The organism is Streptomyces sp. NPDC104096 (genome assembly GCF_055584385.1).
In genome coordinates this window covers 340508-367056 of the sequence record NZ_JBVJMD010000003.1, presented here as the reverse complement: position 1 = coordinate 367056, position 26549 = coordinate 340508, and the positions used below count along the sequence as shown (strand labels likewise).

At 70.6% G+C, this 26549-nt stretch carries 27 protein-coding genes; 7 read left to right on the top strand and 20 right to left on the bottom strand.

Annotation, left to right across the window (positions count from 1 at the left end; all coding sequences use genetic code 11):
• Positions 1-2: 2 nt before the first annotated feature.
• The 3 genes from ACZ60B_RS06145 to ACZ60B_RS06135 all read left to right on the top strand — a co-directional run bounded on the left by ACZ60B_RS06145 (position 3) and on the right by ACZ60B_RS06135 (position 3088).
• Positions 3-773 carry an ABC transporter permease gene (locus ACZ60B_RS06145; RefSeq protein ID WP_469384610.1) on the top strand — a complete coding sequence of 257 codons (771 nt, stop codon included), beginning with the start codon at positions 3-5 and terminating at the stop codon, positions 771-773.
• 135 nt (positions 774-908) lie between these two features.
• Complete coding sequence (locus tag ACZ60B_RS06140; RefSeq protein WP_469384609.1) at positions 909-2222, top strand: ABC transporter ATP-binding protein; 1314 nt, start codon at positions 909-911, stop codon at positions 2220-2222.
• Positions 2219-3088 carry an ABC-2 transporter permease gene (locus ACZ60B_RS06135; RefSeq protein WP_469384608.1) on the top strand — a complete coding sequence of 290 codons (870 nt, stop codon included), beginning with the start codon at positions 2219-2221 and terminating at the stop codon, positions 3086-3088. The genes ACZ60B_RS06140 and ACZ60B_RS06135 overlap by 4 nt, the downstream gene beginning before the upstream one ends.
• 72 nt (positions 3089-3160) lie before the next feature.
• Here ACZ60B_RS06135 and ACZ60B_RS06130 read toward each other — a convergent pair whose 3' ends face one another.
• Positions 3161-3490 (bottom strand): ATP/GTP-binding protein, encoded by a 330-nt coding sequence (locus tag ACZ60B_RS06130; protein ID WP_450665049.1) that lies wholly within the window; start codon positions 3488-3490, stop codon positions 3161-3163.
• Positions 3491-3711: 221 nt separating this feature from the next.
• On the opposite strand from ACZ60B_RS06130, the gene ACZ60B_RS06125 reads away from it, so the two are divergent.
• Positions 3712-4740, top strand: a complete 1029-nt coding sequence (locus ACZ60B_RS06125) for an LLM class flavin-dependent oxidoreductase (protein WP_469384606.1) — start codon at positions 3712-3714, stop codon at positions 4738-4740.
• Between the two features lie 84 nt (positions 4741-4824).
• Here ACZ60B_RS06125 and ACZ60B_RS06120 read toward each other — a convergent pair whose 3' ends face one another.
• Positions 4825-5217: an SCO5389 family protein gene (locus tag ACZ60B_RS06120; protein WP_384726743.1), complete on the bottom strand. Its 393-nt coding sequence runs from the start codon at positions 5215-5217 to the stop codon at positions 4825-4827.
• Between the two features lie 252 nt (positions 5218-5469).
• Here ACZ60B_RS06120 and nucS point away from each other — a divergent pair, with 252 nt between their 5' ends.
• The gene (gene nucS, locus ACZ60B_RS06115) at positions 5470-6141 is read left to right on the top strand and encodes an endonuclease NucS (protein ID WP_469384604.1); all 672 of its coding nucleotides are present in this window, start codon (positions 5470-5472) and stop codon (positions 6139-6141) included.
• A gap of 95 nt (positions 6142-6236) precedes the next feature.
• Here nucS and ACZ60B_RS06110 read toward each other — a convergent pair whose 3' ends face one another.
• The 3 genes from ACZ60B_RS06110 to ACZ60B_RS06100 all read right to left on the bottom strand — a co-directional run bounded on the left by ACZ60B_RS06110 (position 6237) and on the right by ACZ60B_RS06100 (position 10502).
• Positions 6237-8774, bottom strand: a complete 2538-nt coding sequence (locus ACZ60B_RS06110; protein WP_469384603.1) for an ATP-binding protein — start codon at positions 8772-8774, stop codon at positions 6237-6239.
• Between the two features lie 386 nt (positions 8775-9160).
• A complete protein-coding gene (locus tag ACZ60B_RS06105; RefSeq protein ID WP_152892817.1) occupies positions 9161-9484 on the bottom strand; it encodes an STAS domain-containing protein in 324 nt (107 codons plus the stop codon).
• 169 nt (positions 9485-9653) lie between these two features.
• On the bottom strand, positions 9654-10502 hold the full coding sequence (locus ACZ60B_RS06100) for a 3-hydroxyacyl-CoA dehydrogenase family protein (RefSeq protein WP_469384601.1): 849 nt from the start codon (positions 10500-10502) through the stop codon (positions 9654-9656).
• Positions 10503-10743: 241 nt separating this feature from the next.
• Between ACZ60B_RS06100 and ACZ60B_RS06095 the strand changes: the two genes are divergently transcribed.
• Complete coding sequence (locus tag ACZ60B_RS06095; RefSeq protein WP_152892818.1) at positions 10744-11316, top strand: cob(I)yrinic acid a,c-diamide adenosyltransferase; 573 nt, start codon at positions 10744-10746, stop codon at positions 11314-11316.
• Positions 11317-11417: 101 nt separating this feature from the next.
• Here ACZ60B_RS06095 and ACZ60B_RS06090 read toward each other — a convergent pair whose 3' ends face one another.
• Genes ACZ60B_RS06090 through ACZ60B_RS06075 form a run of 4 tightly spaced genes read right to left on the bottom strand, consistent with a single transcriptional unit; the run spans position 11418 to position 14231 of the window.
• On the bottom strand, positions 11418-11618 hold the full coding sequence (locus ACZ60B_RS06090; RefSeq protein ID WP_469384598.1) for a hypothetical protein: 201 nt from the start codon (positions 11616-11618) through the stop codon (positions 11418-11420).
• Positions 11618-12025, bottom strand: coding sequence for a hypothetical protein (locus tag ACZ60B_RS06085; RefSeq protein WP_469384597.1), 408 nt, complete (start codon positions 12023-12025; stop codon positions 11618-11620). Before ACZ60B_RS06085 ends, ACZ60B_RS06090 begins: the two co-directional genes overlap by 1 nt.
• Before the next feature lie 50 nt (positions 12026-12075).
• The gene (locus ACZ60B_RS06080) at positions 12076-13539 is read right to left on the bottom strand and encodes a sensor histidine kinase (RefSeq protein WP_469384595.1); all 1464 of its coding nucleotides are present in this window, start codon (positions 13537-13539) and stop codon (positions 12076-12078) included.
• A complete protein-coding gene (locus tag ACZ60B_RS06075) occupies positions 13536-14231 on the bottom strand; it encodes a response regulator transcription factor (protein ID WP_469384593.1) in 696 nt (231 codons plus the stop codon). The genes ACZ60B_RS06080 and ACZ60B_RS06075 overlap by 4 nt, the downstream gene beginning before the upstream one ends.
• 241 nt (positions 14232-14472) lie before the next feature.
• Between ACZ60B_RS06075 and ACZ60B_RS06070 the strand changes: the two genes are divergently transcribed.
• Positions 14473-16299 (top strand): glycosyl hydrolase family 18 protein, encoded by a 1827-nt coding sequence (locus ACZ60B_RS06070; protein ID WP_469384591.1) that lies wholly within the window; start codon positions 14473-14475, stop codon positions 16297-16299.
• A 144-nt stretch (positions 16300-16443) separates the two neighbouring features.
• Here the strand turns inward: ACZ60B_RS06070 and ACZ60B_RS06065 are convergent, their stop codons facing one another.
• The 11 genes from ACZ60B_RS06065 to ACZ60B_RS06015 form a co-directional block, all read right to left on the bottom strand.
• Positions 16444-16890: a DUF2550 domain-containing protein gene (locus ACZ60B_RS06065; RefSeq protein ID WP_385526710.1), complete on the bottom strand. Its 447-nt coding sequence runs from the start codon at positions 16888-16890 to the stop codon at positions 16444-16446.
• Positions 16891-17032: 142 nt separating this feature from the next.
• Complete coding sequence (locus ACZ60B_RS06060; protein ID WP_351602836.1) at positions 17033-17407, bottom strand: F0F1 ATP synthase subunit epsilon; 375 nt, start codon at positions 17405-17407, stop codon at positions 17033-17035.
• 111 nt (positions 17408-17518) lie between these two features.
• A complete protein-coding gene (gene atpD / locus ACZ60B_RS06055; RefSeq protein WP_469384588.1) occupies positions 17519-18955 on the bottom strand; it encodes a F0F1 ATP synthase subunit beta in 1437 nt (478 codons plus the stop codon).
• Complete coding sequence (locus tag ACZ60B_RS06050; RefSeq protein ID WP_351602832.1) at positions 18955-19872, bottom strand: F0F1 ATP synthase subunit gamma; 918 nt, start codon at positions 19870-19872, stop codon at positions 18955-18957. Before ACZ60B_RS06050 ends, atpD begins: the two co-directional genes overlap by 1 nt.
• Before the next feature lie 21 nt (positions 19873-19893).
• Positions 19894-21486, bottom strand: coding sequence for a F0F1 ATP synthase subunit alpha (gene atpA, locus ACZ60B_RS06045; RefSeq protein ID WP_469384585.1), 1593 nt, complete (start codon positions 21484-21486; stop codon positions 19894-19896).
• A gap of 142 nt (positions 21487-21628) precedes the next feature.
• Complete coding sequence (locus tag ACZ60B_RS06040) at positions 21629-22450, bottom strand: F0F1 ATP synthase subunit delta (protein ID WP_450665034.1); 822 nt, start codon at positions 22448-22450, stop codon at positions 21629-21631.
• Positions 22447-22995 (bottom strand): F0F1 ATP synthase subunit B, encoded by a 549-nt coding sequence (locus tag ACZ60B_RS06035; RefSeq protein ID WP_351602828.1) that lies wholly within the window; start codon positions 22993-22995, stop codon positions 22447-22449. The genes ACZ60B_RS06040 and ACZ60B_RS06035 overlap by 4 nt, the downstream gene beginning before the upstream one ends.
• 42 nt (positions 22996-23037) lie before the next feature.
• Complete coding sequence (gene atpE / locus ACZ60B_RS06030; RefSeq protein WP_103780068.1) at positions 23038-23268, bottom strand: ATP synthase F0 subunit C; 231 nt, start codon at positions 23266-23268, stop codon at positions 23038-23040.
• Between the two features lie 71 nt (positions 23269-23339).
• Positions 23340-24173 (bottom strand): F0F1 ATP synthase subunit A, encoded by an 834-nt coding sequence (atpB, locus tag ACZ60B_RS06025; protein WP_469384584.1) that lies wholly within the window; start codon positions 24171-24173, stop codon positions 23340-23342.
• A gap of 210 nt (positions 24174-24383) precedes the next feature.
• Positions 24384-24830, bottom strand: coding sequence for a hypothetical protein (locus tag ACZ60B_RS06020; RefSeq protein WP_450665032.1), 447 nt, complete (start codon positions 24828-24830; stop codon positions 24384-24386).
• Positions 24831-25132: 302 nt separating this feature from the next.
• The gene (locus ACZ60B_RS06015) at positions 25133-26545 is read right to left on the bottom strand and encodes an MraY family glycosyltransferase (protein WP_469384582.1); all 1413 of its coding nucleotides are present in this window, start codon (positions 26543-26545) and stop codon (positions 25133-25135) included.
• Positions 26546-26549: the final 4 nt, after the last annotated feature.

Genomic DNA, 26549 nt, shown 5'->3' with positions numbered 1-26549 from the left:
GCATGGCGGCGACGCAGGTCGTCAGGTCCGAGTGGACGAAGATCCGCTCCGTCGCGTCCACGGTGTGGACGCTCTCCCTCGCCGTGGTCGTCACGATCGCCCTCGGCATGCTGATCTCGGCGCTGTCGCGGAGCCAGTTCGACCGGATGCCCGTCCGGGAGCGGCTCTCCTTCGACCCGACCCTGGTCAGCTTCGCCGGGATGACCCTGGGCCAGCTGGCGATGATCGTGTTCGGCGTGCTGGTGGTGTCCAACGAGTACAGCACCGGCATGATCCGCACCTCGCTGGCCGCCGTGCCGCAGCGCGGCACCTTCCTGTTCAGCAAGATCGCGGTGGCGACCGGGCTCGCCCTGGTCGTCGGCATGATCACCAGCTTCGCCGCCTTCTTCCTCGGCCAGGCCATGCTCGGCTCGCTGCGCACGGAGATCGGCGAACCCGGCGTCCTGCGCGCGGTGATCGGCGGCGGCCTCTACATGACCCTGATCGCGATGTTCTCGATGGGCGTCGCCACGATGCTGCGCTCGCCGATGCTGTCGCTGGGCATCCTGATGCCGTTCTTCTTCCTGATCTCCAACATCCTCGCCAACGTCGACGCGACCAAGCGGATCGGCCGGTTCCTGCCCGACCAGGCCGGCGGCAGGATCATGCGGGTGGTCGCGAGAATCGACGACGACACCCCTTACGGACCGTGGGGCGGGCTCGGGATCATGGTGCTGTGGGTGCTCGCCTCGCTCGCGGGCGGTTACCTGGTGCTGCGCAACCGCGACGCCTAGTGACCGTCCCGACCCGCGCTGACCTGCACGTTGTTTTACCTTCCCTTGAGCGGAACCGTCAGCACACCGATAGGCTCCTTACCCTTACGGGGGGCGTGTGCCCCGCTGTCCTGATCCTCTCGATGGGTGCGGAGCATGATCGAGGCTGTCGGCCTGACCAAGCGCTACGGCGACAAGACCGCCGTGTACAACCTTTCCTTCCAGGTACGACCGGGTGCCGTCACCGGCTTCCTCGGGCCCAACGGCTCGGGCAAGTCGACGACCATGCGGATGATCCTCGGCCTGGACAACCCCACTGCGGGCTCGGTGACGATCGGCGGCTACCCGTACCGCCGGCTCCCGAACGCCGCGCGCCAGGTCGGCGCCCTGCTCGACGCCAAGGCCGTCCACGGCGGCCGGCACGCCCGGAACCACCTGCTGTCCCTGGCCCAGCTCTCGGGCATCCCGGCCCGGCGCGTGGACGAGGTGCTCGGCGTGGTCGGGCTCCAGGACGTGGCGCGGCGGCGCTCCAAGGGGTTCTCGCTCGGCATGGGGCAGCGGCTCGGCATCGCCGCCGCGCTGCTCGGCGACCCCCAGGTGCTGCTCTTCGACGAGCCGGTCAACGGCCTCGACCCCGAGGGCATCCTCTGGGTGCGCAACCTGATGAAGACCCTGGCGGCGGAGGGACGGACCGTGTTCGTCTCCAGCCACCTGATGAGCGAGATGGCGCTGACCGCCGACCACCTCATCGTCATCGGCCGCGGTCAGCTGCTCGCCGACATGAGCGTGCGCGACTTCATCTCGGCCAACTCCGCCGACTTCGCGCGCGTCCGCACCCCGGACACCGAGCCCCAGCTGCGCGAGAAGCTCACGTCCGCGCTCGCCGAGGCGGGCGGGCACGTGCTGCCCGAGCAGGACGGCGCGCTGCGGGTGACGGGGCTGCCGCTGCCGCGCATCAGCGACATCGCGCACGAGGCCGAGGTACGGCTGTGGGAGCTGTCGCCGCACCAGGCCTCGCTGGAGGAGGCGTACATGCGGATGACGCAGGGCGCGGTCGACTACCGCTCGACGGTCGACCAGAAGGCCGGGCTGATGCAGCCGCTGCCGCCCGGCGCGCAGCCGCCGATGCCGATGCCGATACCCGGGCAGGGCCAGCCGGGCTGGTACGCCCCGCCGCCGCCCCAGCAGGGCGGCCAGCCGTTCGCGATGCAGCCCCCGGCGCCCGGTCAGGTCCCCGCGGGCCCGTACGGCGGTTACGGCGCTCCCGTCGCGGCCAACCCGTACGCGGCGCCCACCGCGCCTCCGGTCACCGCGCCGCCGGTCGCCGCACCGCCCGCCGCGGCCGCACCGCCGGTCGCGCCCGCCGCCCCGGCGGCTCCGGCAGCCCCGGCAGCCCCGGCAGCCCCGGCAGCAGAGGCAACGCCCGCATCCGCCACCGACGCTCCGACCAAGCCCGAGGACGCCCGATGAGCACGCCCCAGCCCCCGATGCCGCAGGCCGCGCCCGACTGGCAGGCTGCGGCCGGTTCCGCGTACCCCACCTACACCTCGCCGATCCCCGTCGTGCGCACGCACCTCGGGCACGCCGTCGCCTCCGAGTGGACGAAGATCAGGTCGGTGCGCTCCACGATGTGGACGCTGGGCGTGTTCGTGCTGCTCGTCGTGGGCATCGGGCTGCTGGCCGCCCTGGTCATCTCCGCCAACGCGAACGAGTCGGACCTGTCCGGCGAGAACCCGCTGTCCTTCGGCTTCTTCGGACTGCTCATCGGCAGCATGTGCATCATCACGCTGGGCGTGCTGACCACGGCCTCGGAGTACGGCACCGGCATGATCCGGACCACGATGACCGCGTGCCCCTCGCGCGGCCGGGTGCTGACGGCGAAGGCGATCGTGTTCTTCCTCGTCGCCTTCGTGGTCACGCTGGTGTCGGCGTCCCTCGTGGCCCTCGCGGACGTGTCCATCCTGAACGGGGCGCGGCAGCCGTCGGGCGGCGAGTGGTTCAAGGCCACGGTCGGCGTCTCGTTCTACATGGCGCTGCTCGGCCTGCTGTCGCTGGTGCTCGGCTCGATCATCCGGCACTCGGCGGGCGCCATCACCATCATGATCGGTGTGCTGCTGGCCCCGCTGGTCATCGCGCTCTTCATGTTCTCCTCGTCGCTGGAGAAGGTCCGCGAGGCGCTCTTCGAGTACTCGATCCCCAACCAGCTCAGCGTCTTCTACTCGACCTCGCTCAGCGAGTCCGGTCCGTCCGGCTGGGACCCGCTGTGGATCGCGCTGGGCGTCACGGCCGTCGCGTTCGGCTGCGCCTTCGCGCTGCTGGAGAAGCGGGACGTCTGACCTCCGCCCCGGCCGGGGGACCGCCACCCCGGCCCGGGTCCGGCCCTGCTCGCTCCGGCGGCCGGGCCGGACTCAGAATCTGGGCGCGTTACGGGACCGCTGCACCCGCGTGGTGCGGCGGTCCCGTGCGTTCCAGCACGCCTTGTGCCAGTGCCGGCGCTCGTCGACGCCCGAGTGCTCGGGCCAGGCCACCACGTGCGGCACCCCGTCGGGGATGTTCTGGTCGCAGCCCGGGCAGCGGTAGGACTTGCCCTGCGCGCTCGCTCCGGCCACATGGCGCACGTTCCACTCCTCGCCCTGCCAACTGGTCGTGGACTGCCAGCCGCCGTAGCGGCCGGAGGAGTCGTCCTCCGCGCTCCGTTCGGAGCCGGAGCCCTTGGGACGGTTGCGACGCGGGGACACGGAACACCTCACGGCTCTACAGGAAGCACGGACCGTGTCCAGCCTACGCGCCGCGGACCGGGGTACGCGTAGGGCGTCAAACCTCACAAGTCCCCCTCTCCTGGGACCGATTCTCCAGACAATCGGCAAATCTCCCCGTCAGGCCGTGACCTAGGCATGTGTCGGACGGTTATGCCGGGTGGGGGAGCTCCATGTCGGAGCCAAGGAAGCAGGAAAGTGCAATGCGTGTAGGAAGTTTCGTGTTGGCGGCCCAGTTCCCCGGACAGGGACAGGGAGAGGCACTGCACCGCGCGGTCCGCACCGCCGAGGTCGCCGAGGAAGCGGGGCTCGACACGGTCTGGCTGGCCGAGCACCACTTCGTACCGTACGGAACCTGTCCGTCGGCGGTCACCCTGGCGGCGCTGCTGCTGGGCCGCACCCGACGTATCCGGGTGGGCACCGCGGTCAGCGTACTGCCCACCGTCCATCCCGTCGCCCTCGGCGAGCAGGCCGCCCTGCTCCATGTGACCAGCGGCGGCCGGTTCTCGCTGGGCGTGGGGCGCGGCGGGCCCTGGGTGGACCTGGAGGTGTTCGGTGCCGGTCTGAAGGCGTACGAGAGCGGGTTCCCGGAGTCGCTCGATCTGCTGGTGCGCTGGCTGCGCGAGCCCTCGGTGGGGGCGTCCGGCGGACGCTTCTCCTTCCGTGAAGTCCCGGTGGTGCCCCGGCCGTCGGAGTCCCTGACGGACGGCACGGGCCCCGAGGTGGTCGTCGCCTGCACCTCGCCGGCGAGCGTCCGGCTGGCGGCCGAGCGCGGACTGCCGATGCTGCTCGGCATGCACATCGGGGACGAGGAGAAGGCGGAGATGGTGGCGCTGTGGCGGCAGCACGCGCGCGCGGCCGGGCGCCCGGCGCAGGAGGTCCACGGCGCGGCCCATGTCTCGGCCGGGGTCTGCCAGATCGCGGACCGGCGTACGGACGCGGTGGAGGCGCTGACGAAGGCGATGCCGGGCTGGCTGAAGCAGGGGCTCGACGCCCATGTGACGGTGGACGGCCGCGCCCGGCAGATGCGGGACCCGCTGGCGTACACCGAACTGCTCTGCGGACTGCACCCGGTGGGCACGCCACGGCTGTGCGCCGACCGGCTCGCGGCGACCAGCGAGCGGACCGGCATCGACCGCTTCGCCCTGCTGGTCGAGGGCTCCGGCGACCTGGTGGCGACCGAGGAGAACGTACGGCGGCTGGGCGCCGAGGTGCTCCCGCACCTCGGCTGAACACCCCAGCCGCACGGGGAGCTTGCCGCTCCGGCACTGACTGCACCTCCCGCGGACGGAGCGGCAAGCAGGCGGCTCACTGCGTCAGCAGTCCCGGAACTCGGGGGACTGGTTCAACACCTGACTGCGAACCGAGGTGAAACGGGCCAGCGACTCCTCGACGGAGGCGTCCAGCGGGAACACCGCTACCCGGTGGCAGTTCTGAAAGGCCAGACGCACACCGAAGTGTCGCTGGAGGGCGCCGCGGATCGCGTCGCTCGCGAGTGCGCGCAACAGCTGACCGCGGGCCTGCTCGTCCGGCGGGGGCGTCTGGTTGTCGGCGAACGGGCCGCCGTCGACCTTCAGCTGAGCCACCAGGGAACTGATCATCTCCCACGCGTAGGGCAGGGAGGTCCGGACGCAGTCGACGAATTCTGCTTCGTCGACCTCGCCTCGCTCGGCCTGTTCGAGTAGGGCCGGTGAGACGTCGAGCGACATGGGTTCTCCTCTCGCACCCCCGAGACGCAGGGGTTGCCGGACAGGGAAGGGAAGTTCGCACGCCGGAACACCGAGCACGCTGCGTACACGCATCGCGACCTCCCGTTTACTACGGTAGGCAACCGCCGGGGGCGGCACCAGGAGATTGCACACTTAGGGAACTCCCAGTAAGCACACAATCGGCCACCCGTGAACCCACGTCATCCTGGGCGAATCGCGTGTACCGCCGCCCGTCGAGTAGCGTTGCGGACCATGCGTCTCGTCATCGCCCGGTGTTCCGTCGACTACGCGGGCCGGCTCACCGCCCACCTCCCCTCCGCGCCCCGCCTGATTCTGGTGAAGGCGGACGGCAGTGTCTCCATCCACGCCGACGACCGGGCCTACAAGCCCCTGAACTGGATGTCGCCGCCCTGCACGCTGAAGGAAGGCAGCGGCGACGAGGCCGGCGTCTGGACGGTCGTCAACAAGGCGGGCGAGAAGCTCATCATCACGATGGAGGAGGTGCTCCACGACTCCTCGCACGAACTCGGCGTCGATCCCGGCCTGATCAAGGACGGCGTGGAAGCACACCTCCAGGAACTGCTCGCCGACCGCATCGACACCCTCGGCGAGGGCTACACGCTGATCCGGCGCGAGTACATGACCGCCATCGGGCCCGTCGACATCCTGTGCCGGGACGCCGAGGGCGGGACCGTCGCCATCGAGATCAAGCGGCGGGGCGAGATCGACGGTGTCGAGCAGCTCACCCGCTATCTGGACCTGCTCAACCGTGACCCGCACCTGGCTCCGGTGCGCGGTGTCTTCGCGGCCCAGGAGATCAAGCCGCAGGCCCGCGTGCTGGCGACCGACCGCGGCATCGACTGCCACGTCCTGGACTACGACGCGCTGCGGGGCATCGAGGACGACAAGCTGCGGCTGTTCTGAGCGGCCCGCACGGGTACGGGTACGGAAGAGGGCCGGGTCCGCCGAAGCGGGCCCGGCCCTCTCGTACGCGAGCGGCCCCTCGTGCGCGAGCGGTCTCAGATCACCGGTGCCGTCTCGCCGGGCGTGCCGGACCCGGCGTCCTCCGAGGCGCTCATGGAGGCGCTGGCGGACGCGGCGCCACCGGCCGTGTCCGTGGTGGTCGGGCTGGCGGTGGGCGACTCGGGAGGCTCGGACGTGGTCGGCGTGGCGGGCGGGGTCGACGACGGCGGCGGCGTGGACGACTTCGTCGGCTTCGGCGACGGCTTCGGGGTTGCCGAGCCCGTCGGCTTCCTGGTCGGCGATCCGGAGGCGCCGCCCGAGCCCTTCGTCCCGGTCGGGTCGTCGGAGGGCCGCGCCTCGCCCGTCGGCGTCGGGTCGTCGGAGGTGCCGTAGGTGCCGTCGGGGCCCGGGTCGGTCGGTGTGGCGGACGGGGCGCCGGTACCGGTGCCGGTCCTGCCGGTGTCGCTCTTGGGCTGGTCGGCGTCCAGGCTGCCGTCGTCCAGGTCCTGGTCGGCCGACGGGCTGACGCCGACCCGGTCGGAGGGGATGTTGGCGTCGTTCTTGTCGGAGGTGGCGCCGAGCGTCACGACCGTGCCCAGCACGGCGACGAGCAGGGCGCCCGCCCCGGCCGCGACGAGGTTGCGCCGGGCCATGCCCCGCAGACCGCCGCGCTCCTTGTGGCCGCCTTCGGCCACGGACCGGTAGGTGACCAGATCGGCGGTGTCCAGGGCGAGCGGCTGACGGACCGTGGGGATCCCGCCGGGCGGTGAGGCCGACTGCTCGGAGCGTGCGTCGGGCACCTCCTCGCCCGCCGTCGCCCGCATCCCGGGCACGTCGCCCGTGCGGTCGGCGACCAGGGCGAGGGCCCGGCGGCCGACGACCGTGCCGCGCTTGTCGGCGGCCGCGCCGCGCAGCCCTATGGCCGCCTCCAGCTCGGCGCGCGCCACGTCGTACTGGCCGCAGCAGAGCGCGAGAATACCCAACTCGTGCTGGAAATAGGCCTGTTCGGAGACATCACCGACGGTCCGGGCAGCCTCGACGCCGACCCGCAGCGCCTGCTCCCAGGCGCCCCAGTGCAGTCCGGCGGCGAAGGCGGGCGCGGCGGCGCGGGCCAGCCGGACGACGATGTTCTCCTCGGCCTCGGCCTCGGCCTCGCCCTCGGTCCCGTCCTCGTCCTCGACGCGGTCGGACGGGGTCACCGTCGGCGCCAGTACCGCGAGGGCGGTGAGCACGGCGTCGGCCTCGGCGCACACCCTGCCGGGGGTGACGGAGGGATGGCCGGCCCACCAGGCGTAGTGCTGGGCGGCGGTCAGGGCGCCGTCCTCGACGTCGTCGTCGTAGCCGGCGGCCTCCAGCTGGGTCAGGACCCCGGCGGCCAGCCGGTAACGGGGGCCGACCGGGGAGACCAGACCACAGGCCGCGAGCTCGCCGAGCGCGGCGTCCGCGTGGGTGTCGCCGACCAGCGCGGGCAGGTGCGCCTGGTGCGGCACCTCGCCGCCGAGCGCGACGGCGAAGCGCAGCGCGGCCCGGGCCGAGGTGCTCAGCCGGGAGGCGAGCAGCGGGGCGGGCGCGGCCGCCTCGGCGAGGGAGGGCAGCGGCACCTCCTCGGTCGACTCGGCGTCGAAGTCGGCGTCCTCGGGCAGTTCGTCCGCGAAGACGCCGAACTCGTCGACGGCCCCGACGTCGGCCCGCAGCCGGTCGCGCTGGCGCAGCAGGGCGCCCGCCTGGACGAAGCGCAGCGGCAGGCCCTCGGACTCGAACCAGAGGTCGCCGGCCCAGTTGCTCTCCTCCTCCGTGAGCACACGGCCGACGGCACGCTCGATGAGGTCGACACCGCCCGCGCGGTCGAGACCGCCGAGGAAGACCTCCTCCAGGGCCGCCTCGGCGGACGGGGCGGGCACCTCGGGGGTGGCGGCGATCACGAAGGCGCACTCGGGGGTGGCGTCGAGCAGTTCGTCGAGTTCGGCACCGCCGATCTCGGCGTCGTCGAGGACGACGACCGCGCCGATCTCCCGGACGTGCCCGATCAGCTCGTCGTGGTCCGGGCGGTGCAGGGGCGCGTCGTACACGGCGTGGAACAGGCCGTACAGCAGGTCGCTCGCGGTGCGGCGGGCGCCGTTGAGGCGGACCACGCCGTCGGGGGCGAGGTCCGTGCAGTCCTCGGCGACGACGTCGAGAAGGCTGGTGCGGCCGGAGCCTGCCGGGCCGGTGAGGCGGACGGAGCGACCGCGGGCGAGCAGTCTGACCAGGCGTTCGCGCTCGTCCTGGCGGCCGAGCAGGGGGAGTTCCGGCTGGGCGGGACCGGCCGGGACGGGCGGCTGGGCGGCGCGTTCGGCCTCGGCGCGGGCGGCGGCGTCGAGCTTCTCGGGCCGGCCGGGGCGCGCGGCGCCGGGCGGGCAGGCCTCTATCTCGCTGCCGTCCACGGGGTTGACGGTGAGCAGCAGGTCGCCGGTGACCACCTGGACCGTACGGGCCAGGGTCGGCTTGTGCTGCGAGAAGTCGGGGGTGAGGGCATCCCTGGCCGGGCGTGGCCGCGGCGCGCGACTGTCACCGTCATGGCCGTACTCCTCGGGTCCCCGGTCGATCGGGTCCATAGGTTCAAGCCCCCAAAAGCGTCGAGTGCCGAAAGCCCCTCCCGGCCTTGTCGCACACCGCGCGTCGCTTCTGGTCCGGGCCCACTAGAGGGTTACGAGGTCAGCGGGCAGCCGAACCCTAAACCTTCGCACAGTATCTCCGACAGCCCGGGGTACCGCGCCGTCCGAGACGTCACGGTCTCGTGAGGATTGCGCGCGTCAGGCGTTCCGCCGGAAGCCGGCCGGGTCTCCCCCGTCCGCCCGGGCCCACTCGCCCTCTCCCCGGCACCTCCGGCCCGCCCTCGGCACACCCGCGCCGCTCCGGTCGCATCCACCGGTCCGCGCGCCTGCGCCACCTCACCGGCCCGGGCACGCCCGCGCGGGTCCGCGCGCCGTCGCGCCGGACATCACACCCGGGGCAGGGACTCCACTCCGATGCCGCCCTCGATCGCCAGGATCCGGTGCAGCCGGGTGGCCACCAGCAGGCGCTGCATCTGCGGCGGTACACCGCGCAGCACCAGGCGCCGGCCGATGCGGCCGGCCCGCCGGTGGACCCCCATGATCACCCCGAGTCCGGTGGCGTCCCAGGAGTCGAGTCCGGACAGGTCGAGCACGAGATCGCCGACCCCGTCGTCGACGGCCGAGTGCAGGACCGTACGGGCGTCCGCCGCGCTGCGGACGTCGAGGCGGCCCCCGACGACCAGCTCGGCGTGGTCGCCCCTGATGTACATATGCGCTCCCCGAGAGTGCGGTGGCGAACTCCGTGACGATGACTGTGCAACCTTTGACTGCTTCAGCAGCCGGCTGGTTGCCGTCTGTAAGCGAACCGATACCGAATTCACCCCCGGGAGTGATACCCCCGGGGTGTGTGCGGTTTCGGCGCCGATACGTACGTGGCGATCAGTACGTGTAGAAGCCCTGCCCGCTCTTGCGCCCGATGTCACCGGCGTCAACCATCCGGCGCATCAGCTCCGGCGGCGCGAACTTCTCGTCCTGGCACTCGGTGTAGATGTTGCCGGTGGCGTGCAGCAGGATGTCGACGCCGGTGAGGTCCGCGGTGGCCAGCGGGCCCATGGCGTGGCCGAAGCCCAGCTTGCAGGCGAGGTCGATGTCCTCGGCGGAGGCGACGCCCGACTCGTACAGCTTGGTCGCCTCGACCACGAGCGCCGAGATCAGGCGGGTGGTCACGAAGCCGGCCACGTCGCGGTTGACGACGATGCAGGTCTTGCCGACGGACTCGGCGAACTCCCGGGCGGTGGCGAGGGCTTCGTCGCTGGTCTTGTAGCCGCGGACGAGCTCGACGAGCTGCATCATCGGCACCGGCGAGAAGAAGTGCACCCCGACGACCCGCTCGGGGCGCTCGGTCGCCGCCGCGATCTTGGTGATCGGGATGGCGGAGGTGTTGGAGGCGAGCACGGCGTCCTCGCGCACGATCTTGTCGAGCGCGCGGAAGATCTCGTGCTTGACCTCCAGCTTCTCGAAGACGGCCTCGACGACGACGTCGGCGTCGGCGACGGCGTCCAGGTCGGTGGTCGCGGTGATACGGGCGAGCGCGGCCTCGGCGTCCTGCGCCTCGATCCTGCCCTTGGCGACGAACTTGTCGTACGACGCCTTGATCCCGTCGGTGCCACGCTTCAGCGCCTCGTCGGTGACGTCACGCAGGACGACGTCCCAGCCCGCCTGCGCGGAGACCTGGGCGATGCCGGAACCCATGAGGCCGGCTCCGATGACGGCAAGCTTCCGTGCCACTGTGCGACTCCCCTACTGCAACCGTGACCAACACGCTGTTCATGTCTTACTCTCCGGCGGACCCTAGCGCTCGCGCGCCGCTGTGTGACCGGTTAGTAACGCGCGTCACGTCTCATCTGACGGACATCACACCGGCAGGCGTCGGCGCCCGCCCCGGACGGCGTAGTCGGGCGCCTCGCCCCAGCCGTGACGGCGGGCACACGGGTGTTCCGCGCCGCCGGAGCGTAACTACGCTGGCCTCATGGTCAATCTGACACGCATCTACACCAGGACCGGCGACCAGGGCACCACCGCCCTCGGCGACATGAGCCGGGTCGCCAAGACGGACCCGCGGATCTCGGCGTACGCCGACGCCAACGAGGCGAACGCCGTGATCGGCGTCGCGATCGCGCTGGGCGCTCTGGACGAGGAGATCGTCACGGTCCTCGGCCGCGTCCAGAACGACCTGTTCGACGTGGGCGCGGATCTGTCGACGCCGGTCGTCGCGGACCCGGAGTTCCCGCCGCTGCGGGTGGAGCAGTCCTACGTCGACCGGCTGGAGGCGGACTGCGACCGCTTCAACGCGGAGCTGGAGAAGCTGCGGTCGTTCATCCTGCCGGGGGGCACCCCGGGCGCGGCCCTGCTGCACCAGGCGTGCACGGTCGTGCGCCGGGCCGAGCGCTCGACCTGGGCGGCCCTGGAGACGCACGGCGAGGTGATGAACCCGCTCACCGCGACCTACCTCAACCGACTGTCGGACCTGCTGTTCATCCTGGCCCGTACGGCGAACAAGGCGGTCGGGGACGTGCTCTGGGTCCCGGGCGGGGAGCGCTGACCTGCGGGGCCCGGCCAGGAGGCGCCGACCTGCGGGGCCCGGGCGGGGAGCGCCGATCGCAGCGCCCACCGCGCGAGCGCGGCGCCCCCGGCCCGCCGCGCTCAGCGGTCGGTGTCGTCCCGGGCGGCGTCCCGGTCCGCCCGGGCGAGCGCCGACTCGGCGGCGTCCACCTTCTGCCGCATCCCGCTGTAACCGGCGGGGGTGGCGGGCGCCTCGCCCGCCGTGCCGCCGTGTCCGCTACAGCCGACGGTGAGACCCATGAGCAGGGCGACGGCGGCCGCCGCCAGGGCCGTGCGGCGCATCAGCTCCGCCCCCCGCCGTCGCCCTTGCCGTTGTCGTTGTCCTGGCACCACGTCTTCACGTCGGCCAGGTCCTTCTGACGCTGCCGGAGCGTCGTGACCAGGGACTTGCGGAAGGTGAGCCGGTCCTGGAGGAACGTCTCGACGGCCTGGTGCCCGGCCGATCGCGCGTTGTCCACGCGCTGCTGGAGGCGGGCGACCGAACCGCGGGTGCCGGCGTCCGCGTCCAGCCGCGTCAGGGCCCGGTCGATCCGGTCGTCGAGCTTCGGCAGCCGCTTGCAGAGCGCCTGCGCGCCGTCGCCCGTCGGGACCGGCGCGGGGGTGGTGAGGGCGGTCGCCGCCGTCGTGCCGCCCGCCAGCAGGGCCGCCGTGGCGAGCCCCACGAACAGGCGCCTTCGCCGTGCGTACATGTCCTCCTCCGTTCCCGGACGGCCGCCGTGGCCGTCCGACGCGTCGGAGGTTAGGAAGTCTCTTTGGGGAAACTCTGTGACCGGTTTGCCCCGGCTGTGCCGATCAGCCAGTCACGGCGGCCCGGCAGGCTCCCGCCGGTCGACGGCAGCCGTACCTCGAAGCGCGCCCCCGACCCCGCCGGGCCCTCGGTCACGCTCGCGGTCCCCCGGTGCAGCGCGGTCTGCTGGGCCACCAGCGTCAGACCGAGTCCGGACCCGGAGCTGCCGGGACCCCGCCGGAAGCGCTCGAAGACCCGGGCGCGGTCCTGCGGCGGCACCCCCGGTCCCTGGTCGTCGACCGTGACCACGACCTGCTCCCCGGCGCGCCGCACCGCGACCGCCACCGTCGCCCGGCCCCGTGCGTCGCGTCCGTGGGCCAGCGCGTTGGCCAGCAGGTTGTCCAGGAGCAGCCGCAGTCCCGGCTCCCAGCCGTGGACCGTCAGCCCGGGCGCCGCGTCGAGGGTGATCCGCGCGTCGGGAGCCCGCCGCCGGGCCTGGGCCACCGAGGCGTCCGCCGCCTCCGTCACGTCCACGTCGCGCAGCGCCTCCGCCTCCACCAGGTCCCCGCGGCCCAGCTCCCGCAGCATCACCAACAGGCTCAGCAGCCGGGCGTGTTCGCCGCGCAGGTCGGCCAGCACCTCCGTGCGGTCCGGCTCCGGGAGATCGGGGTGGCCGGTGAGGATGTCGAGGTTGGTGCCCATGCTCATGAGCGGGGTGCGCAGTTCGTGGGAGGCGGCCGCGGAGAAGGAGCGGGCCGTGTCGAGCGCCTCGGCGGTGCGGGCGGCCTGCTCGTCGTAGCGGGCCAGGACCGTGCGCAGGGTGGCCGCGAGTTCGTCGACCTCGGTGATCCCGGTCGGCTCGTCCGGCAGCCGGGCGGTGCTGGTCCGCGGGTCGAGTCCGGCCGTACGGCGGCCCAGGCGCGTGAGCGGACCGGCCGCGCCGGAGGCGATGCCCCAGGCCAGCAGGCCGGACAGGGGTGCGGCGAGCAGCGACGTCACGGCCACCCGCCGTCTGACCAGGCGGAGTTGGGCGCGGTCGGCGGTGTCGGGCGAGAAGACCCACAGGGTGCCGGAACCGCGCACGGTGGTGAGCGGCACCGACAGCGCGCGCCAACTGGTGCCGCCTGCCCGCACGGTGACCGGTCCCGGGGTCCGCTCCGGCAGTGCGACCGAGGCGTCCGGCTGCGGCCCGCCGCTGAAGGTGCCGCCCGGCCCCACGACCCGTACGCCGACGTCGAGGACCGCGCTGTACAGCCGCCGCTCCCGGGTGTCGGCCGCCTTGGGCCGGTCGGCGGCGGAGACCCGCAGCAGGGCGCGGGCGTCCGGCACCACGGCGGCGGCGCGGGCCCGCAGATGGTCGTCCTCGGCCCGGTGCAGATCGCGGGAGACGAGCTGGAGCAGCAGCCAGCCGGAGGCCAGCACCAGCAGCGGCACGGTCACCCCGACCGCGAGCCCGATCCGGGTCGACAGCCTCACGACGGCTCGCCCCGCAGGACGAAGCCCACTCCGCGCACGGTGTGCACCAGCCGCCGCTGCCCGTCGGCCTCCAGTTTGCGCCGCAGATAGCTGACGAAGGTGTCGACGGCGTCGGTGCGGACGTCGACGTCGTAGCCCCAGACCCGCTCCAGGAGCTGGTCGCGGGTGAGGACCAGTCCGGCGTTGCGGGCGAGCACCTCCAGGAGCTCGAACTCGCGCCGGGTCAGTTCCAGGCACCGCCCGTCCCGCTCCGCCGTACGGGCCGCCGGGTCGACGACCAGGCCCGCCACCCGCAGCACGTCCCCCGCCGGCGGTCTGCGCCGCAGCAGCGCCCGCAGGCGCAGCACCAGTTCCTGGAGGGCGAACGGCTTCACCAGATAGTCGTCCCCGCCCGCCTGGAGCCCGGCTATCCGGTCGGCGGTCTCGTCCAGCGCCGAGAGCATGAGCACGGGGAGGTCCTGGCCGTCGGCGCGCAGCCGCGCGCACACCTCGATGCCGCTCGTGCCGGGCATCGACACATCGAGGACGAGCACATCGGGCGGCGCCTCGCGGACGGCGTCCAGGGCGGCCCGCCCGCTGTCCGCCGTCCGCACGGAGAAGCCGCTCAGCCGCAGTCCGCGCTCCAGCGAGCGCCGGATGGCCGGGTCGTCGTCCACCACCAGCACCGCCCCCGGGCGGCCCCTGTCGCTCATGCGGTCAGCGTACGGCGCGCGGACCGGCGAAGGTGCGGGACGGTTGTGCATACAGGGTGCTTCTGGGGCTGCTGGGACAACAGACTATCCTCGCGCCGGAGTTGGGGACTCCATTACGCAACTGCCATAGTGGTCCAGACCTATTGACCTATGGTCCAGACCTTTCTATTCTCACGGGCACCGTGGGCGTGAAGGCTCAGTTACGCCCATCCCCCTCCAACTCCCCCTGAGGAGGCGCGGAATGCGCTTCGGACAACGAGCGACGGCAGGGCTCGCCACTCTGCTGCTCCCCCTGGCCGGTCTGGTCGGCCTCGCGAGCCCCGCCCAGGCCGCGACCACCGCCACCGCCACCTACGCCAAGACCCAGGACTGGGGCACCGGCTTCGAGGGCAGGTGGACGGTGAAGAACACCGGCACCACGGCCATCAGTTCCTGGACGATCGAGTGGGACTTCCCCTCCGGCACGTCCGTCACCTCCGCCTGGGACGCCGACGTCACGTCCTCCGGCACCCACTGGACGGCCAAGAACAAGTCCTACAACGGCGCCCTCGCCGCCGGCGCCTCCGTCTCCTTCGGCTTCAACGGCGCCGGAACCGGCTCGCCCTCCAACTGCAAGCTCAACGGCGGCAGTTGCGACGGCGACACCACGGTCCCCGGTGACAGCGCCCCCACCGCGCCGGGCACTCCGACCGCCTCCAGCATCGCCGACACCTCGGTGAAGCTCTCCTGGAGCGCCGCCACCGACGACAAGGGCGTCAAGAACTACGACGTGCTGCGCGGCGGCACCAAGGTCGCGACCGTGACGACGACCTCGTACACGGACACCGGTCTCACCGCCGGCACCGACTACTCGTACACCGTCCAGGCCCGTGACACCGCCGACCAGACCGGTCCGGTCAGCGGCGCCGTCTCGGTGCACACCACCGGTGGCACCACCACTCCCCCGCCCACCGGCAACAAGGTCCGCCTCGGCTACTTCACCGAGTGGGGCATCTACGGCCGCAACTACAACGTCAAGAACCTGGTGACGTCGGGCTCGGCCGCCAAGATCACGCACATCAACTACGCCTTCGGCAACGTCACCAACGGCCAGTGCGCGATCGGCGACTCCTACGCCGACTACGACAAGGCCTTCACCGCCGACCAGTCGGTCAGCGGCGTCGCCGACACCTGGGACCAGCCGCTGCGCGGCAACTTCAACCAGCTCCGTGAGCTGAAGGCCAAGTACCCGAACATCAAGGTGCTGTGGTCCTTCGGCGGCTGGACCTGGTCCGGCGGCTTCGCCCAGGCGGCGGCCAACCCGACCGCCTTCGCCAACTCCTGCTACAACCTGGTCGAGGACCCGCGCTGGGCCGACGTCTTCGACGGCATCGACATCGACTGGGAGTACCCGAACGCCTGCGGTCTGTCCTGTGACAGCAGCGGCGCCGCGGCCTACAAGAACCTGATGCAGGCCCTGCGCGCCAAGTTCGGCTCGAACAACCTGGTCACCGCGGCCACCACGGCCGACGGCACCTCCGGCGGCAAGATCGACGCGGCCGACTACGCGGGCGCCTCGGCGTACGTCGACTGGTACAACGTGATGTCGTACGACTTCTTCGGCGCGTTCAACGCCCAGGGCCCGACCGCTCCGCACTCCCCGCTCACCTCGTACAGCGGCATCCCGACGCCCGGCTTCACCACCGCCGACGCGATCGCCAAGTTCAAGGCGAAGGGCGTGCCCGCGAGCAAGCTGCTCGTCGGCATCGGCTTCTACGGCCGCGGCTGGACCGGTGTCACCCAGGCGGCGCCCGGCGGCACGGCGACCGGCCCGGCCGCCGGTACGTACGAGCAGGGCATCGAGGACTACAAGGTGCTCAAGACGTCCTGCCCGTCCACCGGCCTCGTCGCCGGCACGGCGTACGCCTTCTGCGGCAACAACTGGTGGTCCTACGACACCCCGGCCACCATCGGCACCAAGATGGCCTGGGCCAAGTCGCAGGGTCTCGGCGGCGCCTTCTTCTGGGAGTTCAGCGGCGACACCAGCAACGGTGAGCTGGTGAGCGCCCTCAACAGCGGACTGTCGTAGAACAGTTCGGAGGCTGAAAGACCGACGCTCCCCTGGACCTGGTCCAGGGGAGCGTCGTCGTATGGGGGGAGCGTCAGGCGACGTTCACCCTCCCCCACCCAGCGGGGCCGGGGGGACCCCCACCCAGCGGGGCCCTGAACGTCGCTACGCGACGTTCACCCGCTGGCCGGGCGGGGCCGCCTCCAGCCAGGCGAGAAAACCGGTCAGCGCGTCCTCGCTCATCGCCAGTTCCAGCCGGGTGCCGCGGTGCAGACACGCGAGGATCACCGAGTCGGACAGCAGCGCCAGCTCCTCCTCGCCGTCGGGCAGCCGGCGGCCGGCGACCTCGATCGACGAGCGCTCCAGGATGCGACGCGGGCGGGGGGCGTAGGAGAAGACCCGGTACCACTCGATGCGGTCGCCGTTGTAGCGGGCGACGCCGTAGCTCCAGCCCTTGCCGCTGGTGTCGGACTTCTCGGGGACGTCCCAGCGCAGGCTGCAGTCGAAGGTGCCGCCCGAGCGCTGGATGAGTCTGCGCCGCAGTCCGAAGACGAACAGCCCCACCACCACCAGGGCGACGACGATTGCGCACACAGTCAGAGCGAGGACCATCGGCACCGACCTCCTCGTCTCCTAGAGAACCGTAAATAGATAACGGAACGGAAAAAACATCCAGATCTGCCTCAGCCGCGACCGGCACCGGATCGCTCCGGTCCCAGCCGCGGCTGAGGGACGTCATCGCACAGCGCGCCTGCTAACGCGCTGCCGCCGCGCGCAGTCGTACGTCCGCACGGCGCTCGGCGTGGGCGTCGCCCTCCGCCTTCGCGCGCTCCAGCTCACGCTCCACGCGCTGGACGTCGATCTCGTCCGAAAGCTCGGCGATCTCGGCCAGCAGCGACAGCTTGTTGTCCGCGAACGAGATGAAACCGCCGTGCACCGCGGCGACGACCGTTCCCCCCTCACGCGTACGGATGGTCACCGGGCCCGACTCCAGCACACCGAGCAGCGGCTGGTGACCGGGCATGACGCCGATGTCGCCGGACGTGGTGCGCGCGACGACCAGGGTCGCCTCGCCGGTCCAGACCTCTCGGTCGGCCGCGACCAACGCGACGTGCAGCTCAGCAGCCAAGGTTGGCTCCTCGGGTCACCACCCGGCGGGTCTGCCGGGTGTTGGTTACAAGTCTAGTGGGCGTGACGAAGGGGGCGGGACGCGCCCGCCCCCTCGTCAAGAGCGCGAGGCTCAGGAGACGCCCAGCTCCTTGGCGTTGGCCTTGAGGTCCTCAATGCCACCGCAGAGGAAGAACGCCTGCTCCGGGAAGTGGTCGTAGTCGCCGTCGATGATCGCGTTGAACGCGGCGATCGACTCGTCCAGCGGCACGTCCGACCCGTCGACGCCGGTGAACTGCTTGGCGACGTGGGTGTTCTGGGACAGGAAGCGCTCCACGCGACGGGCACGGTGGACGACGAGCTTGTCCTCCTCGCCGAGCTCGTCGATACCGAGGATCGCGATGATGTCCTGGAGGTCCTTGTACTTCTGGAGGACCGTCTTCACACGCATGGCGGTGTTGTAGTGGTCCGCCGCGATGTAGCGCGGGTCCAGGATGCGGGACGTGGAGTCCAGCGGGTCCACGGCCGGGTAGATGCCCTTCTCGGAGATCGGACGGGAGAGAACCGTCGTCGCGTCGAGGTGGGCGAACGTGGTGGCCGGGGCCGGGTCGGTCAGGTCGTCCGCGGGGACGTAGATCGCCTGCATCGAGGTGATCGAGTGACCACGGGTCGAGGTGATGCGCTCCTGGAGGAGACCCATCTCGTCGGCCAGGTTCGGCTGGTAACCCACCGCGGAGGGCATACGGCCGAGCAGGGTCGAGACCTCGGAACCGGCCTGGGTGAAGCGGAAGATGTTGTCGATGAAGAACAGCACGTCCTGCTTCTGCACATCGCGGAAGTACTCCGCCATGGTCAGACCGGCCAGGGCCACGCGCAGACGGGTGCCCGGGGGCTCGTCCATCTGGCCGAAGACGAGGGCGGTCTTGTCGATGACGCCCGAGTCGGCCATCTCCTCGATGAGGTCGTTGCCCTCACGGGTGCGCTCACCGACACCGGCGAACACGGAGACACCGTCGTGGTTGTTGGCGACGCGGTAGATCATCTCCTGGATGAGCACCGTCTTGCCGACGCCGGCACCACCGAACAGACCGATCTTTCCACCCTTGACGTACGGGGTGAGAAGGTCGATGACCTTGACGCCGGTCTCGAACATCTCGGTCTTCGACTCGAGCTCGTCGAAGTTCGGGGCCTTGCGGTGGATGGACCAGCGCTCGCCGTCGTACTTCTCGTCGACGTTCAGCACCTCGCCGAGGGTGTTGAACACCTTGCCCTTGGTGAAGTCGCCGACCGGGACGGTGATGCCCGTGCCGGTGTCGGTCACCGGGGCCTGGCGGACCAGACCGTCGGTGGGCTGCATCGAGATGGTGCGGACCAGGCCGTCACCCAGGTGCTGGGCGACCTCCAGGGTCAGCGTCTTCTTCTCGCCCGCGTTCGCCGGGTCTGCGACCTCGACGTGCAGGGCGTTGTAGATCTCCGGCATCGCGTCGACGGGGAACTCCACGTCGACGACCGGGCCGATGACCCGGGCGACGCGGCCCGTGGCAACGGCCGTCTCAGAAGTCGTCGTCATTACTTGTCACTCCCCGCGGTCGCGTCGGCAAGGGCGCTGGCGCCACCGACGATCTCGCTGATTTCCTGGGTGATTTCGGCCTGGCGGGCCGCGTTGGCAAGACGGGAGAGCGTGTTGATCAGCTCGCCCGCGTTGTCGGTCGCCGACTTCATCGCGCGGCGCGTGGCGGCGTGCTTGGAAGCAGCCGACTGGAGCAGCGCGTTGTAGATACGGCTCTCGACGTAGCGCGGCAGCAGGGCGTCGAGGACGTCCTCCGCCGAGGGCTCGAAGTCGTAGAGCGGGAGGATCTCGCCCTGCGGCGCCGCCTCCTGCGCGACCTCTTCGAGGCTGAGCGGGAGCAGACGGTCGTCGAGCGCCGTCTGCGTCATCATCGACACGAACTCGGTGAAGACGATGTGGAGTTCATCCACGCCGCCGTCGGCCGTGTCCTTCTCGATGGCCTCGATCAGCGGAGCCGCGACCTTCTTGGCGTCCGCGTACGAGGGCTCGTCGGTGAAGCCCGACCACGACTCCACGACCTTGCGCTCGCGGAAGTTGTAGTGGGCCAGACCGCGCCGGCCGACGATGTACGTGTCGACCTGCTTGCCCTCGGCCTCCAGGCGCGCGGTCAGCTTCTCCGCGGCCTTGATGGCGTTGGAGTTGAACGCGCCTGCGAGACCGCGGTCGCTCGTCAGGAGCAGCACCGCGGACCGCACGACCGTCTCGGCCTGCGTGGTCAGCGGGTGCTTCGTGTTCGAGCCGGTACCGACCGCCGTGACCGCGCGGGTGAGCTCGGTCGCGTACGGCGTGGAGGCCGCCACCTTGCGCTGTGCCTTGACGACACGCGAGGCGGCGATCATCTCCATCGCCTTCGTGATCTTCTTGGTCGCGGTGACGGATCGGATGCGACGCTTGTAGACCCGGAGCTGGGCTCCCATGAGTCAGGTCCCTTCCTTACGTCACTTGGCGGCAGCGGCCGGAGCGTCCTCGCCGAGCAGCTTGCCGTCGGAGGTCTCGAACTGCTTCTTGAAGGCCGCGATCGCGTCCGCGACGGCGGTCAGCGTGTCGTCCGACATCTTGCCGCCCTCCTTGATGGAGGTCATGAGACCCTGCTCCTTGCGGTGCAGGTACTCCAGCAGCTCCTTCTCGAAGCGGCGGATGTCGGCGACCGGGACGTCGTCCATCTTGCCGGTGGTGCCGGCCCACACGGAGACGACCTGGTCCTCGGTCGGCATCGGCTGGTACTGAGCCTGCTTGAGCAGCTCGACCAGACGCTGACCGCGCTCCAGCTGCGACTTCGACGCGGCGTCCAGGTCGGAACCGAAGGCGGCGAACGCCTCCAGCTCGCGGTACTGGGCCAGGTCGAGGCGCAGACGGCCGGAGACCTGCTTCATCGCCTTGTGCTGCGCGGAACCACCGACTCGGGAGACGGAGATACCGACGTTCAGCGCGGGGCGCTGACCGGCGTTGAACAGGTCCGACTCCAGGAAGCACTGGCCGTCGGTGATGGAGATGACGTTGGTCGGGATGAACGCCGAGACGTCGTTGGCCTTCGTCTCGACGATCGGCAGACCCGTCATCGAACCGGCGCCCAGCTCGTCGGAGAGCTTCGCGCAGCGCTCCAGCAGACGGGAGTGCAGGTAGAAGACGTCACCGGGGTAGGCCTCGCGGCCCGGCGGGCGACGCAGCAGCAGGGACACGGCGCGGTAGGCGTCGGCCTGCTTCGAGAGGTCGTCGAAGATGATGAGGACGTGCTTGCCCTCGTACATCCACTGCTGACCGATGGCCGAACCGGTGTACGGCGCCAGGTACTTGAAGCCGGCCGGGTCGGACGCCGGGGCGGCGACGATGGTCGTGTACTCCAGCGCGCCGGCCTCTTCGAGGGCGCCACGCACGGAGGCGATGGTCGAGCCCTTCTGGCCGATGGCGACGTAGACGCAGCGGACCTGCTTCTTCGGGTCGCCCGAGCGCCAGTTGTCGCGCTGGTTGATGATCGTGTCGACGGCCAGGGCGGTCTTGCCGGTCTGGCGGTCGCCGATGATCAGCTGACGCTGACCGCGGCCGACCGGGGTCATCGCGTCGACGGCCTTGTAGCCGGTCTCCATCGGCTCGTGCACCGACTTACGGGCCATGACGCCCGGAGCCTGAAGCTCCAGGGCGCGGCGGCCGGACGTCTCGATCTCGCCGAGGCCGTCGATCGCGTTGCCGAGCGGGTCGACGACGCGGCCGAGGTATCCCTCGCCGACGGCCACGGAGAGCACCTCACCGGTGCGGTGCACCGGCTGACCCTCCTCGATGCCGCTGAACTCACCGAGGACGATGGCGCCGATCTCGCGCTCTTCCAGGTTGAGCGCGAGGCCGAGGGTGCCGTCCTCGAACTTCAGCAGTTCGTTGGCCATGGCCGAGGGGAGACCCTCGACCTTCGCGATGCCGTCGCCGGCAAGGGTGACCGTACCGACCTCCTCGCGCGAGGCCGCGTCCGGCTTGTACGACTGGACGAAGTTCTCCAGCGCGTCCCGGATCTCCTCCGGCCGGATCGTGAGCTCCGCCATCTGGGTTCCCTGCTCTCCTTGTTGGGCCCGAAGTTTCACTTTGGGGGGATGGGGACTCCCCCCTGAAAGAGGTGAATCCTCTGCACGGCCCAACCAGGGCCGTAATTGCTTACGTACTGCTTATTGAGTTGCCGCGGGGGTGCTAGCTCGCCAGTCGGCGGCCGGCGTCCTCGATACGGTCCGCGACGGAGCCGTTGATGACCTCGTCACCGACCTGCACCCGCATCCCGCCGACGACCGTGGGGTCCACGTCGAGGTTGAGGTGCATCCTGCGGCCGTAGAGCTTCGCGAGGGCGGCGCCCAGGCGCTGCTTCTGCGTGTCGCTGAGCGGCACCGCCGAGGTCACGACGGCGACGGCGCGGTCCCGGCGCTCGGCGGCGAGCGTGGACAGGGACTCGAGTCCCGTCTCCAGGCTACGTCCGCGCGCGGCGGTCACCAGGCGCGTCACCAGACGCTCGGTGGTGGCCTTCGCCCGGCCGCCGAGCAGCCGGTTCAGCAGCTCGGTCTTGGCCGCGACGGTGGCCTTGCGGTCGGTCAGCGCGGCGCGCAGCTCGGTGTTCGAGGAGACGATCCGGCCGAACCGGAACAGCTCGTCCTCGACGTCGTCGAGCGTGCCCGCCTTCTCCGCGGCGGTGAGGTCGGCGATGCTCGCCAGCTCCTCCAGCGCGTCGACCAGGTCGCGAGGCTGCGACCAGCGAGAACGCACCGTGCCTGCCACCAGGTCGGCGGTCGTGCCGCTGACCTGGCCGGCGAGCAGGCGCTGGACCAGCTCGGCCTTGGCCTCACCGGCCTGCGCCGGGTCGGTGAGGACCCGACGCAGCGACACCTCGCGGTCGAGCAGCGCGGTGACGGCGGCCAGTTCGTCGGCGAGCCGGGCCGCGTCCACGGACGTGGAGTCCGTCAGCGCGTCGAGACGCTCACGGGCAGCTGCGAACGCCTCGCGGCTCGCTCCGTGTGCTGTCATCGAGCCGCCTCGGCCTTCTCCTCGAGCTCGTCGAGGAAGCGGTCGATCACACGGCTCTGGCGGGCGTGGTCCTCGAGGGACTCGCCGACCAGCTTGCCGGCCAGGTCGGTGGCGAGCTTGCCGACGTCCTGCCGGAGCGCGGACGCGGCGGCCTTGCGGTCGGCCTCGATCTGCGAGTGACCGGCGGCGACGATCTCCTCGCGCTGCCGCTGGCCTTCCGCGCGCATCTCGGCGATGAGCGTGGCGCCCTGCTCCTGCGCCTCCTGGCGCAGCCGCGCGGCCTCGTGGCGGGCCTCGGCGAGCTGGGCCTTGTACTGCTCAAGGACGCTCTGGGCCTCGGTCTGTGCGGCCTCGGCCTTCTCGATACCGCCCTCGATGGCCTCGCGACGCTCTTCCAGGACCTTGTTGATGGTCGGAAGAAGCTTCTTGGCGAGGAAGCCGAAGACGATGACGAAGGCGATCAGGCCGATGACGAGCTCCGGCCACGGCGGAATGAGGGGGTTCTCCTTCTCCGCCTCGGCCGCCAGCTGAACCAGGGGGTTCACATCAGTGCCTTTCGTCGAATGGGGCTGTCGCTGTCGTTCGTCTTAGTAGACGAACGGCATGACGAGGCCGATGAGGGCCAGCGCCTCACAGAAAGCGAAGCCGAGGATCTGGTTGGCGCGGATCAGACCGGCCGCCTCGGGCTGGCGGGCGAGGGCCTGGGTGCCGTTACCGAAGATGATGCCGACGCCGACGCCCGGGCCGATCGCGGCGAGGCCGTAACCGATGGAGCCGAGGTTGCCGTCAACCGCAGCGAGGGTCTGGAGAGCGGACATGCCGGTTCTTCCTTCTCTTTCAGTGACCGGTGGGGGTTGGCCACCGGATGTCTCTTGGGTGAGGGAGCGACTCAGTGGTGCTCGGCGAGCGCGCCCTGGATGAAGGTGCAGGTCAGGAGGACGAAGACGTACGCCTGGACAGCCTGGATGAAGAGCTCGAAGGCGGTCATCACGATGACCATCACGAACGAGACGGCCGAGTAGGCGATGCCGATGCCGTTCAGCATGTACCAGCTGGCGAGCGTGAAGAGCAGCAGCAGGGTGTGGCCGGCGAACATGTTCGCGAACAGTCGGACGGCGTGCGTGAACGGGCGGACCAGCAGGTTCGAGAAGAACTCGATGGTCATCGACAGCGGCAGCACCGCGCCGAGCGACTTGTCGTAGCCGGTGACGTTCTTGAAGAAGCCGACGAAACCGTGGCGCTTGAACGTCAGCGAGACCCAGGTGACGTAGACGATCAGGGCGAGCACCGCCGGGTAGGCGATGATCGAGGTCACCGGGAAGGAGGCGACGGGGATGATCGACCAGAGGTTCATCATCCAGATGAAGAAGAACAGCGAGACGGCGAGGGGGACGTACTTCTCGCCCTCACGCTTGCCGATCGTCTGGTAGACGATGCCGGTCCGGACGAAGTCGTAGCCGGCCTCGGCGATCATCTGGAGCTTGCCCGGGACGAGCTTCGGCTTGGCGAAGGCCGCCCAGAAGAAGCCCACCACGATGATGGAACCGAGCAGTGCCAGCAGCATCGGCTTGTTGAAGTACAGGCCGTCGGTGTCGCCCCAGAGCGGCTCGAACATGAACGAGTGCAGGCCCGGAGCCGGGAAGCCACACCCGTCGAACAGGTGACAGCTCGTGTCGAAAGCGAGCGTCTGCGTCGGGTCAGCACTCACCGCGGGCTCCTTCATCGTGGCGCATAGGTACGGCAACCTCGTTGTGTCGGCGCGGCACGGGGCCGCGGTTCGGCACGGGACTGGTGTAACGGATGTGGGGGCGGCTGAGGGGCATCTCGCCTCGCGATCGAACAGGCGTCAGCTCGGATGCCCGCGCCCGCGATGCCGCAGTTGGCACCGGACGATAGCAGGATCTCTCGTGCGGCTTTATCCCGGCCCTACCCCTCACGACTGGCGACCCGGCTTTTCGGGCCCGTCACCCTTCGAAGAGGTGGTCGAATCGGGTTCGACGTAGAGAATCTTGGACTTCATGTGAGCACGCGTCTGCGCGGCGATCCACGTGAGGGTGCCGGCGACGAGCGTGAGCGCGAAGGCCCGGGGGTTGAACAGCGTCGTGTGCTTGAAGGCCGCGACGAAGATGAACAGCAGCAGGATCTGCGCCGCGTAGAGCATCAGACCCATCGCCTGGAACAGGTGCGGAAGCGATCGGGCGGTGCGCTGCAGGACGTAGAGCCCGATTCCCATGAAGAGGATCACGATCAGCGTCGCGACGATCGCCCCGACCGCACCCTTGCCGCCCGCGACCACACCGCTGACGACGGCGGCGATCGCGCCGACGGCAGCCGTGGGCACAGCAGCCTGGGCCAGGATCCGGACGTCGTTGGACGGCATGGCGGCAACTCCGCTTTCAAGGGGGGCAGGGGTGTCGTCATGGACGAGCGTAGTCCCGGGTCGAGTGCTGGTGACCTCCCGCCAAGGGACCGTCGCATTACGGTCCTTCGGCTCCATCCCGGGTTCTCGTGAACCGTATCACAAACTATTTGATGAGGTCTTTACCTGGTAGGTGTGCTCGCTGTCACACATGAGACTGACGCTGCGCGTCTGTGCAAAAACACGGCCAATATGTCTGGTATTGGGGTGCTTTGCTCCCCCACGACTTGGCAATGCTCTAGTCAGATTCTTACCTTGTGATGTCAACGCACGCGTGCGCGAGCGCCGATGGCGGTCGCCCCGTTGGCCCCTGACGCCCCGTGCATCCCGGCCGCGACCGGCGCCAACTCCCCGTCCCCGGGCACGTCCTCGGCAGGCAGGTCCTCGTCCGAGGCGGCCTCCGCGGGCGTCTTCCCGGCCGGAGCGGCCTCGACGTCCGCCGCCTCCTCCTCCCGCTCCTCCCGCGCCGCCCCGGGCGCCCCCTGCCCCTCGGCCACGACACGGGTCCTGCGGCGCCGGTAGCGCGGCGGCACGAACGCCTCGGCCCAGCGCGGGGCGCGCGGCGCGAACCGCGGCAGCAGGAGCAGCACCAGGCCCAGCGCGCAGAAGAAGACCACGCCGAGCACGATCCACATGGACGCCGCGTTCACGGAGTAGGCGAGCGCGCCGAAGGAGATCAGGGCGGACCAGAAGTACATGATCAGCACCGCGCGGCTGTGCGAGTGCCCGATCTCCAGCAGCCGGTGGTGCAGATGCCCGCGGTCCGCGGCGAACGGCGACTGGCCGCGCCAGGTGCGCCGCACGATCGCCAGGACCAGGTCCGCGGCCGGGATCGCGATGATGGTCAGGGGCATCAGCAGCGGGATGTAGACCGGCACCATCTGGTGCACGGCGCTGCGCTCGGACCCGGAGAACAGCTTCATCACGTCCGGGTCGACCTGCCCGGTGACGGAGATCGCGCCGGCCGCCAGCACCAGGCCGATCAGCATCGAACCCGAGTCGCCCATGAAGATCCGCGCGGGATGCGCGTTGTGCGGCAGGAAGCCCAGGCACATGCCCATCAGGATCGCCGCGAACAGCGTGGCCGGAGCGGCCGCCTCGATGCCGTACGAGTACCAGATGCGGTAGGCGTACATGAAGAACGCGGCCGCCGCGATGCACACCATGCCGGCGGCCAGACCGTCGAGACCGTCCACGAAGTTGACCGCGTTGATCGTGATGACGACCAGCGCCACCGTCAGCAGGGTGCCCTGCCACTGGGTCAGCGCGACGGTGCCGACGCCCGGCACCGGCAGCCACAGGATCGTCAGACCCTGCATCACCATCACACCGGCGGCGATCATCTGACCGCCCAGCTTGATCAGGGCGTCGATCTCGAACTTGTCGTCCAGGACGCCGATCAGCCAGATCAGCGCCGCTCCGGAGAGCAGCGCCCGCGGCTCGTTCGACTTCTCGAAGACCTCGTTGAGGTTGGTGAGATGGTCCGCGACCAGCAGTCCGGCGCACAGGCCGAAGAACATCGCGATCCCGCCGAGCCGCGGAGTGGGCTCCCGGTGCACGTCACGTGCCCGGATCTCCGGCATCGCTCCCGCCACGATCGCGAACTTGCGTACCGGCCCTGTCAGCAGATACGTCACCGCGGCCGTGACGCAGAGCGTCAGCAGGTATTCACGCACGGGC